Genomic DNA, 16437 nt, shown 5'->3' on the forward strand with positions numbered 1-16437 from the left:
TCCGCTCGTCAGCAGTCGCGCAGCTTCTTCAGCCGCTCCACGTCCGCCGCGTGTCCCTCCTTGCCTCCCGGCGTCTCGATGATCAGCGGTACGCCCGCGGTCGCGGGGTGCGTCATCAGGGCCCGGAACGGGTCCTCGCCGATGTGGCCCACGCCGATGTTCTCGTGCCGGTCCTTGTGGGCGCCCACTACGTCCTTGGAGTCGTTGGCGTGGATCAGCTTCAGCCGGCCCTCGCCGACCGTGTCCACCAGCAGGTCCAGCGTCTGGTGCATACCGGAGGGGCCGGTCAGGTCGTGCCCGGCGGCGAAGATGTGGCAGGTGTCCAGGCACACGCCGAGCATCGGGTGGGAGTCCAGCGCCTCGAAGTACGGGCCGAAGTCCCACGTCCGCGAGCACAGGGAGGCACCCTGGCCGGCGGTCGACTCCAGCAGCAGGTACGGGTCGTCGTCGTGGGTCAGCTCGTCGAGCAGCGGCAGCAGGTGCTCCCGTACCTGCTTCAGCGCCACCGACCGCTCCCGGCCGCCGGTCGCGCTGCCGGTGTGCACGACCACACCCAGTGCCCCGATCTCCCGGCCCCGGCGCAGCGAGTGCCGCAGCGACTCCACCGACCGCTCCACGGTCGCCTCGGTGTGCGAGCCGAAGTTGATCAGGTAGGGAGCGTGCACGTACGCCGGGACCGACTCCGCCTCGCACGCCGCGCGGAACGCCTCGTCCTGCTTGGGGTTCCCGGCCGGTGTGGCCCAGCCGCGCGGGTTGGCGACGAAGACCTGAACGGTCTCCGCCTCCAGGTCACGGGCGTAGGACAGACCGACGGAATGGAGCCCACCGGCCACGGGGACGTGGCCGCCCACGGGGTTGCGGGAGGGGCCGGACAGCTGATTGTTCACCCGTTCAGGGTGTCATGCGTCCGGCCCTGCCCCGTCCACGGGCCTCCTGCCCGCCGCCGTCACCTGATCTTGATGGTGATCGTCGAGCCCTTGGGCGCGGTCTGGCCGCCCTCGACGGACTGGCTCTTGACCTCGTCGCCGAACAGGCCGAGCAGACCGCGGTCCTCGTCGACCTGGAACCCGGCGCCCTCCAGCGTCCGCGTGGCGTCGTCGACGCTGTCGCCGACCACGTCCGGCACCTCGATCATCTCGGGGCCCTTCGACAGCGTCAGCGTCACCGTGTCACCCTCGGCCGCCGTGCCGCCGGGGACCGGGCTCTGCTTGACGACCTGCCCCTTGTCGTACTCCGAGGAGTTGACCCGCTCGGTCGAGACCTTCACCTTGAGGCCGGCGTCCTCCAGCTCGGACCGGGCGTCGGCCAGGTCGGCACCGGTGACGTCGGGGATGTCGATCGGACTGCCCTTGCTGACGACCAGCGCGACGGCTGAGCCCGCGCGCACCTTCGTGCCGTCGGCCGGCCGCGCGGAGATCACCGAGCCCTTCGGCACGTCCTCGCTGAACTCCCGGGTGACCATGCCCGGCTCGAGACCGTCGTCCTTCAGCAGGGACCGCGCCTTGTCCAGCTTCTGGCCCGCCAGGGCGGGCACCCGCACGTTCTGGGGGCCGTCGGAGATGGTGAGGGACACCGAGTCGTTGCCCCGGATGCGGGTCCCGGCCTTCGGGTCGCTGCTGATGACGGTGCCGCGCTCCACGGTGTCGCTGTAGGCGTGCTCGACCTTGCCGAGGTCGAGCCCGGCGTCCTGCAGCCGGTCCTCTGCCTGGGCCTGGGTCTTCGCCAGCAACGGGGGCACCTCGGTGAACTGGCCCGAGTTGATGTACCAGACACCGGCGCCGATCCCCAGCACCAGCAGGACGGCGACGACGATCGCCATGGGGCCGCGCCGGGACCCCGAGCGGCGCCGGGACGGCGGGGGCGGCGGGGACTCGAAACGGCTGGTGCGGTCGACCGCGGCCTCGGGGCCCTCCTCGTCCTCGTTGACCGGCAGGGGGCGCGGCGTGGTGAGCGCGCGCGGGATCACGCTCGTACGGTCGTCGGTGTTGTCGTGGTCCGCCGTGAGCGCCTGCGGCGGCACGACGTCCAGCTGCTCCGCGGTCAGCCGGCCGCGCCCGTCACGGACCTGCGCCAGCAGCGCCACCGCGTCGTGCGGGCGGATCTCCGGGGCACGGGCGGTGGCCGAGGCCACCATCTCGTCCAGCTCGTACGCCAGACCGGGCACGGCGGCCGAGGGCGGCGGGACGTCCTCGTGCAGGTGCTTGTAGAGGATCACGGCGGGGGAGTCCCCGTCGTGCGGCTTGTCGCCGGTCAGCATCTCGTACAGCATCACGCCGCACGCGTACACGTCGACGCGGGGGTCCGCGGTGCCGTTCTCTATCTGCTCGGGTGCGAGGTACGAGACCGTGCCGAGGACGGTGCCGGTGGTGTTCGTCACGGTGTCGACGGCCCGCACCAGCCCGAAGTCGGCGACCTTGACCCGGCCGTCGTCCCCTATCAGGACGTTCTCGGGCTTCATGTCGCGGTGCACGAACCCGGCGCGGTGCGCGGCGCCCAGCGCGGCCAGCACCGGCTCCAGGATGTCCAGGGCGGCACGCGGCTGCAGGGCCCCGCGCTCGCGCAGCACGTCCCGCAGGGTGCAGCCCGCGACGTACTCCATCGCGAGGTAGACGTACGAGCCGTCGTTGCCCTGGTCGAAGACCTGCACCACGTTCGGGTGGGCCAGGCGGGCCACGGACTTCGCCTCGCGGATGAACCGCTCGACGAACGAGGCGTCGACCGCGAGCGAGGGGTGCATCACCTTGAGGGCGAGGATCCGGTCGAGCCGGGTGTCCACGGCCCGGTAGACCGTGGCCATCCCGCCGACCGCGATCCGCGCGTCGATGCGATACCGGCCGTCGAGCACCTGCCCGACCAAGGGGTCCTGAAGGGTCGTGTCCACGCAGGCGAGTGTACGAGCCACAACTGACACCCACTCGCCGCGCCCACCATCGGGGCATGACTGAAGCGGACCTGTGACGTGCATCGCACGCCCCTGCCCCTGCCGCTGCCGCTGCGGGCAGTCGTGCCGCTGGGGGCGGCACGGGTGGGCGCAGCGGCACCCCGCTCCGCCGGGTTGCGCGCCCACCCCGCCCCAGCGACATCGCACAGCTACTGAAAAGCAGGCCGCTCCGGATCGAGCACGGCAACACCCTCCGTCGGCGAAGACGCCTCCGCGAAATGCCGCCGAGGAATACGCCCCGCCCGATACGCCAACCGCCCCGCTTCCACCCCGTTCCTCATGGCGGCAGCCATCAGCACCGGCTCCTGCGCCCGCGTCACCGCCGAGGCAAGCATCACACCCGCACACCCCAACTCCATCGCCAACGCCACATCGGACGCCGTACCGGCCCCCGCGTCCAGGATCACCGGCACCCCCGCCCGCTCCACGATCAGCTGGAAGTTGTGCGGATTGCGAATCCCCATCCCGGACCCGATCGGCGACCCCAGCGGCATGATCGCCGCGCAGCCGACGTCCTCCAGCTTCCGCGCCAGCACCGGGTCGTCATTGGTGTACGGCAGCACCGTGAACCCGTCGTCGACCAGCGTCTCGGCCGCGTCCAGCAGCTCGATCGGATCCGGCAGCAGTGTCCGCTCGTCGGCGATGACCTCCAGCTTGACCAGGTCCGTGCCGAGGGCCTCGCGCGCGAGACGGGCGGTGAGGACGGCCTCTCCGGCGGTGAAGCACCCCGCCGTGTTGGGCAGCACCCGGATGCCGAGCCGCTCCAGGACGGACAGCACCGAGCCGTGCACCGAGGCGTTCACCCTGCGCATCGCGACGGTCGTCAGCTCCGTCCCGGAGGCCACCAGCGACCGCTCCAGCACGTCGAGGCTGGGCGCGCCGCCCGTACCCATGATCAGGCGGGACGTGAAGGACGTACCACCGAGGACAAACGGATCGTCGGCCATGGTCAGCCTCCTTGGACGGCGGTGAGGACTTCCACACGGTCTCCCTCGGCCAGGGGGGTGGACGGCCACTGCGCGCGCGGGACGACGGTCTCGTTGAGGGCGGCGGCCACACCGGAGGGTGACGTCGTGAGCGAGCTCACGACGGTGGCGAGAGCCGTGTCGGGCCGGACGTCCCGGGGCTCTCCGTTGACGGAGATGTTCATGCGGGCTGCTCCGTGAGTGCGGTGACGGTACTGAAGCGCTTCGGGGTGAAGGGCCGGGCCACCTCGGGCAGTTCACCCGTCGTCAGGGCGTGCGCCAGGGCGTCGCCGGTGACCGGCGTGAGCAGGACGCCGTTGCGGTAGTGGCCGGTGGCCAGCAGCAGACCCTCGAGAGCGGTGGGCCCGAGCAGCGGTGCGTTGTCGGGGGAGCCGGGCCGCAGCCCGGCACGGGTCTCGGTGAGCGGCAGCTCGGTGATGCCGGGGACCAGTTCGTGCGCGTCGCGCAGCAGCTCGTACACGCCGCCGGCGGTCACGGTGGTGTCCCAGCCCGTTTCCTCGCTGGTCGCGCCGACGACCAGTTCGCCACTCGCGCGCGGCACCAGGTAGACCTGGCTGCCGCGGACGACCGCGCGCACCGTCCGGCTCAGGAACGGCCCGTGCCGCTCGGGCATGGTCAGCCGTACGACCTGCCCCTTCACCGGCCGCACCGGCGGCAGCACATCCTCCGGGACGCCGGCGAGCCGACCGCTCAGACTGCCCCCGGCCAGCACGACCTGACCCGCGCCCAGCTCGGTGCCGTCGGCCATGACGACGCCCGTGGCCCGGTCACCCGCGACGGTGAGCCGCTCGGCCAGGACCCGGTGGAAGACCACCCCCGACCGCTCGCACGCGGCGACCAGCGCCCCGGCCAGCCGCCGCGGGTCGATCTGATGGTCGCCGTCGACCCGCAGCCCGCCGCGCACACCCGGTGCGAGCATCGGCTCCAGACGACGGCACTCCCGCCCCGACAGCCACTGCGAGTCGAGGCCCGACCGCTGTTGCAGGGCGTGCAGTTCGCGCAGGTGGGCCCGGTCGTCGGCGTCCAGGGCGACGGCGAGCGTGCCGCACCGGCGGTAGCCGAGGTCGTGACCGGTCAGCTCGGTGAGCTCGGCCGCGAAGGCCGGGTAGCGCCGAGCGGAGGCGAGGTTCAGGCCGAGCAGGGTCTGCTCGCCGTAGTGCAGTTCCGTGACGGCGGCCAGCATGCCGGCCGCGACCTGGGCTGCCCCGCCGCCCGGCCCGGGGTCCACCACGGCCGTGCTGAGGCCCCGCCCCGCGGCCCGCCAGGCCGTGACCAGGCCGATGATCCCGCCCCCGATGACGAGGACGTCTGAGGTTCGCGTACGCGACATGGGCGTCCAGCCCCTCCCTTCGCCGGCATGACCCGGATCAGGTTCGTACGGTCGGAGGCCGCCAGCCTCCCTCTCAGCCCGGTGCGTCCGGGCTCCCGCGAGTGCCTTACGTTGGCCACCAACCCTAGCCCGACGCCCCGTGCCGCAGTAAGGGAGCCTCCGCCCATGGCCCGATCCCTCGACGGTCTCGTCCTCGCCCCGGTGGCCGACCAGGCACCCGGTCAGGTGGGGACCCGCACCCGGTTCACGTACCACGAGCGGGACGGTGAGATCTGGGCCGAGTACACCGGCGGCGACGTCGTACGCGGCCGTCTCGTGGGTACCAGGGAGGGAGACAGGCTGGACTTCCGGTACGTACAGCTCAAGGAGGACGGGACCACGTCCTCCGGGCACTGCGTGTCGACGGTCGTGGACCTGCCCGACGGGCGGGTCCGGCTGGAGGAGACCTGGGAGTGGGAGTCCCAGCGGGGCAGCGGGACGAGCGTTGTGGAGCAGGTCACGGCGCTCGGGCACTGACTGACAGAACGTCAGTTGTCTATGGTGATCAGGTGAGCGAGCAGACGCAGGAAGCAGGGTCCGCCGAACCGCGGCGAGTGGTCGTGGCGGGCGCGGGCATGGCCGGTGTGCAGACCGCCGTCGCCCTGCGGGAGCAGGGCTTCACCGGCAGCGTCCTCCTGGTCGGCGCCGAGCCCCACCAGCCGTACGACCGGCCGCCGTTGTCCAAGGCCGTCCTGCTGGGCAAGTCCGAGGGCTCCGCGTTCGACGTCGACTTCGAGGCCCTCGGCATCGAGCTGCGGCTCGGCTGCGAGGTGACCGGCCTGCGCCCGGGGGACCGGGAGCTGGACACCGAGAGCGGACCCGTGCCGTACGACGTCCTGGTCGTCGCGACCGGCGCCGAACCGATCCGGCTGCCCGGGGCGGAGGGCGTACCGGGCGTGCATCTGCTGCGCACCCTGGACGACGCCGAGCGGCTGCGGCCGGTGCTGGCCCGGCAGCACGACATCGTGGTCGTCGGCGCGGGCTGGATCGGCGCGGAGTTCGCCACGGCCGCCCGCGAGGCCGGCTGCGCGGTGACCGTCGTGGAGGCCGCCGAACGGCCGCTCGCCGGGGCGCTGCCCGCCGAGGTCGCCGCCCCCATGGCCGGCTGGTACGCCGACGCGGGGGCCGTGCTGCGGACGCAGGCGCGCGTGGAGCGCGTCGAGCCCGGCGCGGTGCTCCTCGACGACGGCACACGGCTGCCCGCGGGCGCCGTCGTCGTCGGCATCGGCGCCCGTCCCGCCACGGCCTGGCTGTCCGGCTCCGGGATCGAGCTGGGCGAGCACGGCGAGATCGTGGCCGACGAGCACCTGCACACGACCGTGCCGGACGTGTACGCCGTCGGGGACTGCGCCTCCTTCCCCTCGGGGCGGTACGGCGAGCGCCTGCTGGTGCACCACTGGGACAACGCCCTGCAGGGGCCGCGCACCGTGGCCCTGAACATCGCCGGCCGGGCCTCGGGGGAGCCGCCGGCGGTGTACGACCCGGTGCCCTACTTCTGGTCCGAGCAGTTCGGACGGTTCGTGCAGTACGCCGGGCACCACGCGGCCGCCGACACGACCCTGTGGCGGGGCGACCCGGCCGGACCGGCCTGGTCGGTCTGCTGGCTGCGCGGTGACCGGCTGGTCGCGCTCCTGGCGGTGGGCCGCCCCCGGGACCTGGCTCAGGGACGCCGCCTGATCGAGTCGGGCACGCCGATGAACCCGACGCTGCTGGCGGATCCGGCGAGGCCCCTCAAGGCGGCGACGGCATAGCGCCGGGAGGTGGGCCGGGGGGCCGTGCGTCCGCCCGGCCGGACCGGTCTGACTTCCTCCTGTCAGTGGGGGATGGCAGGCTGGTTTCCGTGACCGAGATTGACGCAAAGATCGATGCTCTCGTCCCTGCCTGGCTCACCCTCCCCGACATCGCCGAACAGTTCGGCGTCGAGGTGACGCGTGTGCGGCAGCTGGTCAAGGAGGGCCAGCTCATCGCCGTACGCCGTGGTGAGAACCGCGCGCTGCACGTCCCCGCGGCCTTCATCGACGGGGACAAGGTCGTCAAGGGCCTGTCCGGCACCCTGACGCTCCTGCGGGACGACGGCTTCACGGTCGAAGAGATGCTGGAGTGGCTCTTCACCCCCGACCCCAGCCTGCCCGGCACCCCGGCGCAGGCGCTGAACGAGAATCGCGGCACGGAGGTGAAGCGTCGCGCCCAGGCGCTCGCGGTCTGACCGACCTCGACCGAACAACCGTCCGGCCCTGTCGTACGAGCGGGGCCGGGCCTGAACAACCGCCCGGTGTGTGGGCCGGGGCCCGCGAGGCCACGGCCCAGGGGTGGCTCGCGCCTGTCCGGGGCGCGCCACCCTGGCGGGAGCCTCCGATGAGGGCCTCGGCAGTGGTCCGCCCGGGTGAGAGACTCGGGACGCGCCGAGGGGTTGCGTGGCGGTCCCTCGCGGACGGCCGCCCTCTCCGGGACCGGTCACCCTCACGCCTCCGGCGGTCCTCGCCGCCCGTGGACACCCATCGCCCGAGTCACCGGCACCGGGAGACGCCTTCCGCACGCGTGGCACCCTCACCCGGGAGACGCCTGCCGGTCCGGCTGCACCCTGCGCCCGGGCCCCGCCTTCCGCACGGGCCGCACCGGCAGCCCGGCACCACCCGTACGGGCCGCATCCCCGCACCCGTACGCCACCACGAACCAGGGGGACACACATGCCCGGCACAGCCGCCACCACCGCACGCGCCCAGCTCGCCGACGCCCGGGTCTACCTCTGCACCGACGCCCGACGGCGGCAGGGTGATCTCGCCGAGTTCCTGGACGCCGTGCTGGCGGGCGGCGTGGACATCGTGCAGCTGCGGGACAAGGGCATGGAGGCGGCCGAGGAGCTGGAGCACCTGGCCGTCCTCGCCGACGCCTGCGCCCGGCACGGCAAACTGCTCGCGGTCAACGACCGCGCGGACGTCGCCCACGCCGCCGGCTCCGACGTGCTGCACCTCGGCCAGGGCGACCTCCCCGTCCCGGCGGCCCGCGCGATCCTCGGCGACGAGGTCCTGATCGGCCGCTCCACCCACGCCGAGTCCGAGGCCGCCGCGGCAGCCGTCCAGGACGGCGTGGACTACTTCTGCACGGGCCCGTGCTGGCCCACCCCCACCAAGCCCGGCCGCCACGCCCCCGGCCTGGACCTCGTCCGCCACACCGCCGCCCTGGGCACGGACCGCCCCTGGTTCGCCATCGGCGGCATCGACCTCGCCAACCTCGATCAGGTCCTGGAAGCGGGAGCCCGGCGGGTCGTCGTCGTACGGGCGATCACCGAGGCCGAGGATCCGGGTGCGGCGGCGGCCGAGTTCGCGAAGCGGCTGCGAGCGGCGTAGTACGCCCGTTTGTCCAAGCATTTGTCCAGGGTTTTGTCCAAGGAGTGGACAGCAGGGCGACAATTCGGGCAAATGTCCAGGGTCCGGTTGGGGGACCGACCGGCCCTGGCTAACCTGCCGGTATGGCCCTCGGCACCGCATCCATCAGGTCGGACCACGCACGCACCGTCCGCGACATGCTCGCGACCGGCAAGGCGACGTACTCGTTCGAGTTCTACGCACCGAAGACCCCGAAGGGTGAGCGGAACCTGTGGAACGCGCTGCGCCGGGTCGAGGCGGTGGCGCCCGACTTCGTCTCCGTGACCTACGGCGCGGGCGGCTCCACCCGCGCGGGCACGGTCAAGGCGACCGAGGCGATCGCCTCGGACACCACCCTCACGCCGATCGCGCACCTCACGGCGGTCGACCACTCGGTGGCCGACCTGCGCAACATCATCGGCCAGTACGCCGACGCCGGGATCCGCAACATGCTCGCCCTGCGCGGCGACCCCCCCGGGGACCCGATGGGCGAGTGGGTGCCGCACCCCCGGGGCCTCGCCTACGCCGCCGAGCTCGTCGAGCTGATCAAGGCGTCCGGCGACTTCTGCGTGGGCGTGGCCGCCTTCCCGGCGATGCACCCCCGCTCCGCCGACTGGGACACCGACGTCCGCCACTTCGTCGACAAGTGCCGGGCGGGCGCGGACTACGCCATCACCCAGATGTTCTTCCACCCGGAGGACTACCTCCGCCTGCGCGACCGCGTCTCGGCCGCCGGCTGCGACACCCCGATCATCCCCGAGGTCATGCCGATCGCCAGTGTGAAGACGCTGGAGCGGATCGGGTCCCTCACCAACGCCGCGTTCCCGGCCGCCCTGGAAGAGCGGATCCGGACAGCGCAAGACGATCCGGCCGCTGTACGCTCCATTGGTATCGAATACGCCACGGAGTTCTGTGCGCGGCTGCTCGCCGAGGGTGTGCCGGGTCTGCACTTCATCACGCTCAACAACTCCACGGCGACGCTGGAAATCTACGAGAACCTGGGCCTGCACCACCCACCGCAGGCCTAGACCGTTCGCACCGATATACGACACACTGCGTAGCGGCCACTGGGAGAGGGGCGTACATGGGCTGGGCGGTCCTCTACATCGCGTTCGGCATCGTCGCGCTGTGGCTGCTGGGCGAGGTGCTGCTGCAGTACAAGGCGCGGCTGCGCTGGCGGCTGCTCGCCTTCGCCGGTTTCCTCGGAGTCGTGATCGGTGTCCTGATCCCGTCGGTCGTCGTGATCGGACTGGGCGCGGCCGCCTTCGCGGTCGGGCAGACCTACGTCACCCTGTCGTTCCGCAGCGGCTTCTCGTCCGGCTGGGCGATGAACGCGCCGGCACTCGGCGGCGGCAAGGGCCGCCGCGGTGAGCGCGGCCGCCAGGAGCCGACCCTCGAGGTCTCCGGGCTGGAGGCGGCCGGCGGCGGCTACGGCGACGAGGGCGCCGCCTACCGCCACGACACCGCCGCCTACGGCCAGGACGACGACTACGACCGCGACGACGTCTTCACCCCCGCGCGCCAGGGCCGGCCGGCGGACGCCGAGACCACCGCCGTCTACGAGCCGCAGCCCATGCCTGACGACACCGGCTCCTACGGCGTCTACGGCGACACCGGTTACCAGCAGGGCCCGTCCCACGACCAGTACGCCGCCCCGTCCCAGGGCACCGACCAGTCCTACGCCTACGACTACTCGGGCTACGGCCAGCAGCAGGGCTACGACGCGGCCGGCCAGCAGCAGTACGCCGCCTACTCCGACCCGTACATCGGCACCGGGACCTACGGCTCGGGCTCGTACGACTCCGGCTACGGCGACCAGCAGTACTACGGCCAGCAGGCGTACGGCCAGGAGCAGTACGCCGGCACCTACGGCGGCGAGAACCCGCCCGGCGGTGCGTGGGTGCCGCAGCAGCGCAACACCGACGAGTACGGTCAGGAACTGCCGCCGGAGCAGCCCTACCCGTACCAGGGCAACGGGCAGCAGCCGCAGGGGAACGGCTTCGACGAGCAGTACCGTTTCTGAAGCCGGCGGTTCCCCCGCCGGCTACTGCGAGCCCCGGAAGTCCGGCCCCTCCACGATCAGTCCCGCGACCAGCGCGCCCGACATGCCCGCGTGCGGCAGACCGCCACCGGGGTGCGCCCAGCCGCCGACCGTGAACAGGCCCGGTACACGCGTGCTGTTGGACGGATGCAGCAGCCGCCCGCCGGCCGCCGCCAGGGCCGGCACCGGTACCGCCCCGCCGTCCGCGCCCGTCGCGTCCGCGACGTCGGCCGGGGTGCGGACCTCCTGCCAGAGCAGGCGGTCGCGCAGGTCGGGTACGACACGCTCGGCGACCGTGATCATGTTCTCGGCGAGGTCGCCCCATGGCTCGCCGGGCCGGGCGTCGCCGGGCCCGGTGGGCACCACCGTCGTGAGGGTGACCGCCTCGTGGCCCGGGCCCGGTACCAGGGCCGGATCGCCGGGCCGCAGCACCGTGACCGTGGGACGCGGGCGCCGCGCCGCCGGGCCGAACAGGGCCTCCAAGTCGGCCTCGCGGTCCGCCGCGTGCACCACCGTACGGTGCGGCGTGCCCTCGGGGCGGTCGCCGCGCAGGGCCAGCAGCACCGTGAGCCGGCTGGCCGCAGGGGGTTGCGGCGGCACCTCGCCGTCACCCCGCAGCACCGTCCCCGCCGTGAGCCGGCCCAGCAGACCGGGTGCGAGACCGGCGACCACGAAGTCCGCCTCCGCCACTGCCCCGTCGGCGAGTTCCACACCCGACGCCCTGCCGTCCTTCTCCAGGACCCCGGTCACCTCGGCGCCGAAGCGGAACTCGACCCGGCGGGCCACGCACCGCTCGTACACCGCGCGGGCCAGCTCGCGCAGACCGCCGCGCACGTACCAGGTGCCGAAGGCGTGCTCCATGTAGGGCAGTACGGCCGCGCTCGCCGGGGTGGTCCGCGGGTCGAGCCCCTGCTCGACGGCGTGACTCTCCAGGAGGGCGGCGAGCCGGGGGTCCCGCAGTTCCCAGGCGCCGACCTCGGCGAGCGTGCCCGCCCGGCGGGTGCGCAGCAGCCGCTTGTGGGGCACCGCCGGGTACGGTTCGCGCTCGGCCAGCACCTGCCAGTTCGGCCACAGCGGCTCCTCCAGCAGCGGCCGGCGGGTCCGGTCCCAGGCCTCGCGGGCCCGGACCAGGAAGTCCCCCCACCGCTCGCCGGTCCCGGAGCCGAGTGCCTCGTCCAGGGCCGCGACGACTCCCGCGCGCGAGGCGTTCGGCAGGGACACCTCGGTGCCGTCCGCGAACACGTGCCGCGACGAGGGGTCGACCTGGACCAGGTCGACGCACTCCTCCAGCGGTTCCTTGCCGGTCTTGACGAACAGGTCGCGGTGCACGGCGGGCAGCGGGAGCAGGCCGGGGCCGGTGTCGAAGGCGAACCCGTCGCGCTCGAAGCGGCGCAGCGCTCCGCCGTACGTGTCCGTCCGCTCGTACACCACCACCCGGTGGCCCGCTACGGCCAGCCGGGCGGCGGCCGCCAGCGCGCCCATCCCGGCGCCGATCACCGCAATCCGTGCCATGCCAGGGACTTTATCGGCCCCCACCGACAGCCCCCACCGCCAGCCCTCGCCGACGACCTCCGAGTACGGGCGCGGACGCGCTCGTGACCAGCCGGCGGCGGAGCGTTCTGGGGCCGGGTGCGCACCCCTGAGTATCCGTACCTAGCCGGGGAGTTGAGTACCCGCGCGGATGGGGGACGACCTGCGAGAACGAGAGAGTGGAGCCCACGGAGAGGGGCACGGCTCCGGCACCGGCGACACGGGGCGCCGGAACGGGGCCGGCCCGCGATCCGCTCCTTCCGCCGACGACGTCGGCGGGAGCGAGGCACGGGGGAGAACCGGGGGACGACCGAACGGGGGTCCTGCGGGGGGACGTACGGGGGAGCAGGAGAAAACGGGGGAGCAGGGAAGGCGCCGGTTCGAGGTGGCCCGCGGGGGACGCGGCCACACCGGACCGGCGCTTTCACATGTGCACGGGCTTTCGCGTGTGCACGGGGTGGCGTCCGGTCAGCGGCAGCCGCTGACCCGTCCCTGGAGCAGCCGGGACAGGGCCGCGTGGACGTCGTCCAGGGAGCGTTCCGCCTGGAAGGACTTCCAGTCGAGCGCGGCCACCAGGACCATGCCGACCAGCGCGGACGCCGTCAGCGGGACGTCGATCTCGTCGCTGAACTCGCCGCCCTCGACGCCCTCGCGCAGGACGTCCTCCACGACCGCGACGGCCTGCTGCCGGACCACCATCAGCGTGGACTGCCAGGTCCGGTTGGTGCGCCACAGCTCGGCCACGTACAGCTGGGTGAAGGCCGGGTAGCGGTCGATGAAGACCAGCCCCGCGCGGATCATCGCGTCCAGGGCGTCGACCTTGGTGCCGCCGTCCCGGGCGGTCCGCTCCGCCGCTTCCCGCAGGGAGGCGGTGAGGAGGCCCACCCCGTGTCGCAGCAGCTCCTCGAAGAGGACGGACTTGCTCGCGAAGTTGTAGTAGACCGTGCCCTTGGCGACCCCGGCACGTTCGGCGATCTCGTCCACGGTCGTGGCGGAGAACCCCTGCTCGGCGATGAGCGTGACGGCCGCCTCGTAGAGCTTCTGCCGGGTGGCCTCGCGGCGCGTGCTGCCGCCCGACGCGGCACTGCTGCTTTCCATGGCCCTGATTGTCACAGGAACCTTTCCAGGAGAAGTGACGGAAGGGCTCACAGGCTCAGCTCCGGATGCAGCCGGTCCAGTGTCCACACCTGGCGGCGGCGGGCCGCCACCGCGGTCAGCGCCAGGGCACCCGCGGTGAACGCCGTCAGCACCACGCACGCCTGCCACACCGGTTCGAGACCACCGCCCGTGATGAGCCGCCTGAGGGCCTCGACGACGTAGCTCATCGGCAGGAAGGGGTGGAGCGCGTTGAAGAAGCCGGGACTGGTCTGCACGGGGTACGTGCCGCCCGCCGAGGTCAGCTGCAGCATCAGCAGGGCGAGGACGAGGATCCGGCCCGCCGCCCCGAAGCGCGCGTTCAGCCACTGCACGATCGCCGCGAAGCACGCCGTCACCAGGAACAGGAAGCCCACCGTCCCGGCCGCTCGCGTCATCTGAAGACCGACCGCGAAGTGCAGCACCGACATCAGGGCCACCGTCTGGAGCACCCCGATCGCCACCACCGGCAGCCAGCCCGCCAGGGCGATCCGCCACGCCGAGGCGCCGGCGGCGAGCGCACGCCGGTTCATCGGTGTGATCAGCATGTACGCCACCATCGCGCCCACCCACAGGGAGAGCGGGATGAAGTACGGCGCGAACCCGGTGCCGTAGTTGGGCGCCTTGTGCAGGTCCTGGGAGGCGAGCCGCACGGGGTCGGCCATGACCTCGGTGCGCCGGTCGCGGTCCTGCTTGTCGTAGTCGGGGATCTTCTCCGCCCCGTCGTGCAGCCCGCCGGCGAGCTCGCCGGAGCCGCCGACCAGCTTGTAGATGCCGCCGTTGAGGTCGTCCGCGCCGGTCTTCAGCTTGCCGACGCCCTTGTCCAGTTCGACGGCACCGGTCTTGGCCTTGCCGAGCCCCGTGTGCAGCTTCTTCGCACCCGCCGCGACCTTCGCCGCGCCGTCGTTCAGCTTGTTGATCTTCTTGACGGCGTCGTCCAGGTCCTCGGAGAGGTGCGGCGCGCGGTCGGCGAGGGCCTGGGACTGCTTCTGCAGGGTGGCGAGGTTCTTGTCGAGCCGGTCCAGGTCACCGTCCTGGTCCGCGATCAGGGTGTTGAGGTCGTCCGCGATGAGCGTGACGTCGGCGGCGGCGTCCTTGGCCTTCTTCAGGTCGGCGCAGGCGGGGTCGGGCAGCACGGGGTCGTCGCAGCGCCTGGCGTAGACGTCGTCCAGGGTGCCGGACGCCGCGCGGGCGCCCTTGGCGGCGGTCGGGGCCGTCTTCACCAGCGTGCCGAGGTGCTTGCGGATCACCCCGGAGGAGTCGGCGACGAGCTGGGCCGTGTCGCCGATGGTCTTCTCGTTGCCCTGGAGGAAGGGGCCCACCTTGCCGGCCGTGCCGTTGACCCGGTCGGCGAGCTGCTGCGTGCCGTTCGCGACCCCCCGGGTGCCGTCCTCCACGGCGCCCGCGCCCTTGGTGAGCTTCCTCAGGGCCGTGGACAGCTCGCCGCTGCCGTCCTTGGCGTCCTTCAGGCCGTCGGCCAAGTCCTTGGAGCCCTTCTCGGCCTTCCCGATACCGCCGTTGAGCTTGTCGGCCCCCTTCGCCGCCTGCACGGTCTTGCCGTGGATGTCGGAGAACGACACGAAGATCCTGTCCAGGAAGGACCGCGAGGTCTTCGTGGACGCGGCCTGCCGCACCTCGCTGAACACCGTCCGGGAGATCTGCCCGACGATGTAGTTGTTCGCGTCGTTGGTACGTACCTGGAGGGCGCCGGTCTCCGGGGAGTTCCCGGAGCTGGAGGCGATCCGCTCGCTGAAGTCGGCCGGCAGGGTGAGCGACAGGTAGTAGGTGCCGTCCTCGACGCCCTCGCGGGCCTCGGCGGCGCTCACCTCCTGCCAGTCGAAGGTCCTGCTGTCCCGCAGCCCCTTCGTGATGTCGTCGCCCGCCGTGATCTTCTTCCCGCCGGCGGTCGCCCCCTTGTCGTCGTTCACCAACGCCACGGGGATACGGTCCAGACGGCCGTACGGGTCCCAGAACGACCAGAGGTACAGCGCGCCGTACAGCAGCGGCAGCACCAGCAGTGCGACCAGCGCGGCGCGCGGCAGCTTCCCCCGGCCGAAGCGGCGGAGCTCAAGAGCGGCCAGTTTCGGTGAGCGCATCGGCCTTCTCCTCTCCCTGGTCGGCATCGGCGTTCTCGGTGTCTGTGGTGTCGTCGGTGTCGTCGGTGTCTGCGGCGGCCGAGTCGGACGCGTCGTCCCGGCTCTCCTGTGTGGACACCCGGAGGGCGCCTTCGGGGGCCTCGGCGCACACGGCCACGACCGTCGTGCCGGCGTCGGCGAGGGAGCTGAGCAGGGCCCAGACCTCGTCCCGTTCGCCGTCCGAGAGCTTGAGGTCGGTGTCGTCGATCCCGAGCAGCAGCGGCCGGCCGACCAGGGCGAGCGCGACCGACAGCCGCAGCGCCTCCAGTCGCTCCAGATCGCGTACGGCGGTGCGCGGCCCCTTGGGCAGCGTCTCCAGGTCCAGTCCGGCGGCGGCCAGCGCCTCGTCGACGCGGCGCCCGGCCTCGGCCGCCCGCTCGCTCCGGGGACGCAGCAGACCGCGCAGCGAGTCGCCGAACCTCCGCTGGAGCAGGGCCCGTTCCCGCAGGTGCTCGCCGACCGTCAGGGCCGGGTCGAGGTCGGTGACCCCGGGCACGTGGGCCAGGCCGCTGAGGCCGCGCACCGCCGGCATCTGCTTCGGCAGCCGGGCCTCGCCCACGGCCGCCGCGCCCTCCGTGAGCTTCATCCGCCCCGTCAGCGCGAGCAGCAGGCACGTACGGCCGGACCCGGACGGACCCTCGATCGCGACGAGCGCCCCCCGCTCGGCGTCGAAGGACACCCCGCGGAACGCCCATCCGCGTGGTCCCTTGATCCCCAGGCCCTCGGCGGCGACCCGGACCCCTCCCACTCGTTCCCCCACGAGTCTCCCTCGATCGTGAAACAGATTTGAACTGACTGGTCAGTGCAAAAACTACTCCGAACCTACGATCGAGGCAAAACAGCAGGTCAGAACGGATTGTCAGTGCCATACCTCACGATGGGTCACATACGGCACTCCGTGGCAGGACGTGCCGTCACGCAGACGACAGGAGGTTC

15 protein-coding genes and 1 riboswitch are annotated in these 16437 nt (G+C 72.6%); of the genes, 6 read left to right on the forward strand and 9 right to left on the reverse strand.

What is annotated here, in order from left to right; all coding sequences use genetic code 11:
- Positions 1-8: 8 nt before the first annotated feature.
- From ABZ016_RS14160 to thiO, 5 genes are all read right to left on the reverse strand, one after another.
- Positions 9-887, reverse strand: a complete 879-nt coding sequence (locus ABZ016_RS14160; protein WP_356916854.1) for a deoxyribonuclease IV — start codon at positions 885-887, stop codon at positions 9-11.
- Positions 888-946: 59 nt separating this feature from the next.
- A complete protein-coding gene (gene pknB, locus ABZ016_RS14165) occupies positions 947-2881 on the reverse strand; it encodes a Stk1 family PASTA domain-containing Ser/Thr kinase (RefSeq protein WP_356916855.1) in 1935 nt (644 codons plus the stop codon).
- Positions 2882-3090: 209 nt separating this feature from the next.
- Positions 3091-3888: a thiazole synthase gene (locus ABZ016_RS14170; protein WP_356916856.1), complete on the reverse strand. Its 798-nt coding sequence runs from the start codon at positions 3886-3888 to the stop codon at positions 3091-3093.
- Between the two features lie 2 nt (positions 3889-3890).
- Positions 3891-4091, reverse strand: a complete 201-nt coding sequence (gene thiS, locus ABZ016_RS14175) for a sulfur carrier protein ThiS (RefSeq protein WP_356916857.1) — start codon at positions 4089-4091, stop codon at positions 3891-3893.
- Positions 4088-5257 carry a glycine oxidase ThiO gene (gene thiO, locus ABZ016_RS14180; protein WP_356916858.1) on the reverse strand — a complete coding sequence of 390 codons (1170 nt, stop codon included), beginning with the start codon at positions 5255-5257 and terminating at the stop codon, positions 4088-4090. The genes thiS and thiO overlap by 4 nt, the downstream gene beginning before the upstream one ends.
- Positions 5255-5366: riboswitch (TPP riboswitch) on the reverse strand. (Overlaps the previous gene by 3 nt.)
- Positions 5367-5422: 56 nt before the next feature.
- Here thiO and ABZ016_RS14185 point away from each other — a divergent pair.
- From ABZ016_RS14185 to ABZ016_RS14210, 6 genes are all read left to right on the forward strand, one after another.
- Positions 5423-5773: a hypothetical protein gene (locus ABZ016_RS14185; protein WP_356916859.1), complete on the forward strand. Its 351-nt coding sequence runs from the start codon at positions 5423-5425 to the stop codon at positions 5771-5773.
- Positions 5774-5805: 32 nt separating this feature from the next.
- Entirely contained in the window at positions 5806-7047 is a 1242-nt protein-coding gene (locus ABZ016_RS14190; RefSeq protein ID WP_356916860.1) for an FAD-dependent oxidoreductase, read from the forward strand.
- An 89-nt stretch (positions 7048-7136) separates the two neighbouring features.
- Positions 7137-7502 (forward strand): Rv2175c family DNA-binding protein, encoded by a 366-nt coding sequence (locus tag ABZ016_RS14195; RefSeq protein ID WP_345665298.1) that lies wholly within the window; start codon positions 7137-7139, stop codon positions 7500-7502.
- 481 nt (positions 7503-7983) lie between these two features.
- Positions 7984-8643 (forward strand): thiamine phosphate synthase, encoded by a 660-nt coding sequence (thiE, locus tag ABZ016_RS14200; RefSeq protein ID WP_356916861.1) that lies wholly within the window; start codon positions 7984-7986, stop codon positions 8641-8643.
- A gap of 122 nt (positions 8644-8765) precedes the next feature.
- The gene (gene metF / locus ABZ016_RS14205; protein ID WP_356916862.1) at positions 8766-9689 is read left to right on the forward strand and encodes a methylenetetrahydrofolate reductase [NAD(P)H]; all 924 of its coding nucleotides are present in this window, start codon (positions 8766-8768) and stop codon (positions 9687-9689) included.
- A 56-nt stretch (positions 9690-9745) separates the two neighbouring features.
- Positions 9746-10684: a hypothetical protein gene (locus tag ABZ016_RS14210; RefSeq protein ID WP_356916863.1), complete on the forward strand. Its 939-nt coding sequence runs from the start codon at positions 9746-9748 to the stop codon at positions 10682-10684.
- Positions 10685-10705: 21 nt separating this feature from the next.
- On the opposite strand, the gene ABZ016_RS14215 is transcribed toward ABZ016_RS14210, so the two are convergent.
- The 4 genes from ABZ016_RS14215 to ABZ016_RS14230 form a co-directional block, all read right to left on the reverse strand.
- Positions 10706-12214 (reverse strand): NAD(P)/FAD-dependent oxidoreductase, encoded by a 1509-nt coding sequence (locus tag ABZ016_RS14215; RefSeq protein WP_356916864.1) that lies wholly within the window; start codon positions 12212-12214, stop codon positions 10706-10708.
- 486 nt (positions 12215-12700) lie between these two features.
- Complete coding sequence (locus ABZ016_RS14220; protein WP_356916865.1) at positions 12701-13330, reverse strand: TetR/AcrR family transcriptional regulator; 630 nt, start codon at positions 13328-13330, stop codon at positions 12701-12703.
- A gap of 47 nt (positions 13331-13377) precedes the next feature.
- On the reverse strand, positions 13378-15462 hold the full coding sequence (locus tag ABZ016_RS14225) for a YhgE/Pip domain-containing protein (protein ID WP_356916866.1): 2085 nt from the start codon (positions 15460-15462) through the stop codon (positions 13378-13380).
- Positions 15434-16249 carry an ATP-binding cassette domain-containing protein gene (locus ABZ016_RS14230; RefSeq protein WP_356917077.1) on the reverse strand — a complete coding sequence of 272 codons (816 nt, stop codon included), beginning with the start codon at positions 16247-16249 and terminating at the stop codon, positions 15434-15436. Before ABZ016_RS14230 ends, ABZ016_RS14225 begins: the two co-directional genes overlap by 29 nt.
- Positions 16250-16437: the final 188 nt, after the last annotated feature.

It is taken from the genome of Streptomyces sp. NPDC006372 (genome assembly GCF_040612515.1).
Classification (GTDB): Bacteria; Actinomycetota; Actinomycetes; order Streptomycetales; family Streptomycetaceae; genus Streptomyces.

Bases quoted from the DNA above. Each gene is read 5' to 3' on its own strand.
- ABZ016_RS14215 (WP_356916864.1), bottom strand. From the start codon at position 12,214: ATGGCACGGATTGCGGTGATCGGCGCCGGGATGGGCGCGCTGGCGGCC.
- thiE (WP_356916861.1), top strand. From the start codon at position 7,984: ATGCCCGGCACAGCCGCCACCACCGCACGCGCCCAGCTCGCCGACGCC.
- thiO (WP_356916858.1), bottom strand. From the start codon at position 5,257: ATGTCGCGTACGCGAACCTCAGACGTCCTCGTCATCGGGGGCGGGATC.
- ABZ016_RS14210 (WP_356916863.1), top strand. From the start codon at position 9,746: ATGGGCTGGGCGGTCCTCTACATCGCGTTCGGCATCGTCGCGCTGTGG.
- metF (WP_356916862.1), top strand. From the start codon at position 8,766: ATGGCCCTCGGCACCGCATCCATCAGGTCGGACCACGCACGCACCGTC.
- ABZ016_RS14185 (WP_356916859.1), top strand. From the start codon at position 5,423: ATGGCCCGATCCCTCGACGGTCTCGTCCTCGCCCCGGTGGCCGACCAG.
- ABZ016_RS14170 (WP_356916856.1), bottom strand. From the start codon at position 3,888: ATGGCCGACGATCCGTTTGTCCTCGGTGGTACGTCCTTCACGTCCCGC.
- thiS (WP_356916857.1), bottom strand. From the start codon at position 4,091: ATGAACATCTCCGTCAACGGAGAGCCCCGGGACGTCCGGCCCGACACG.
- ABZ016_RS14220 (WP_356916865.1), bottom strand. From the start codon at position 13,330: ATGGAAAGCAGCAGTGCCGCGTCGGGCGGCAGCACGCGCCGCGAGGCC.
- ABZ016_RS14225 (WP_356916866.1), bottom strand. From the start codon at position 15,462: ATGCGCTCACCGAAACTGGCCGCTCTTGAGCTCCGCCGCTTCGGCCGG.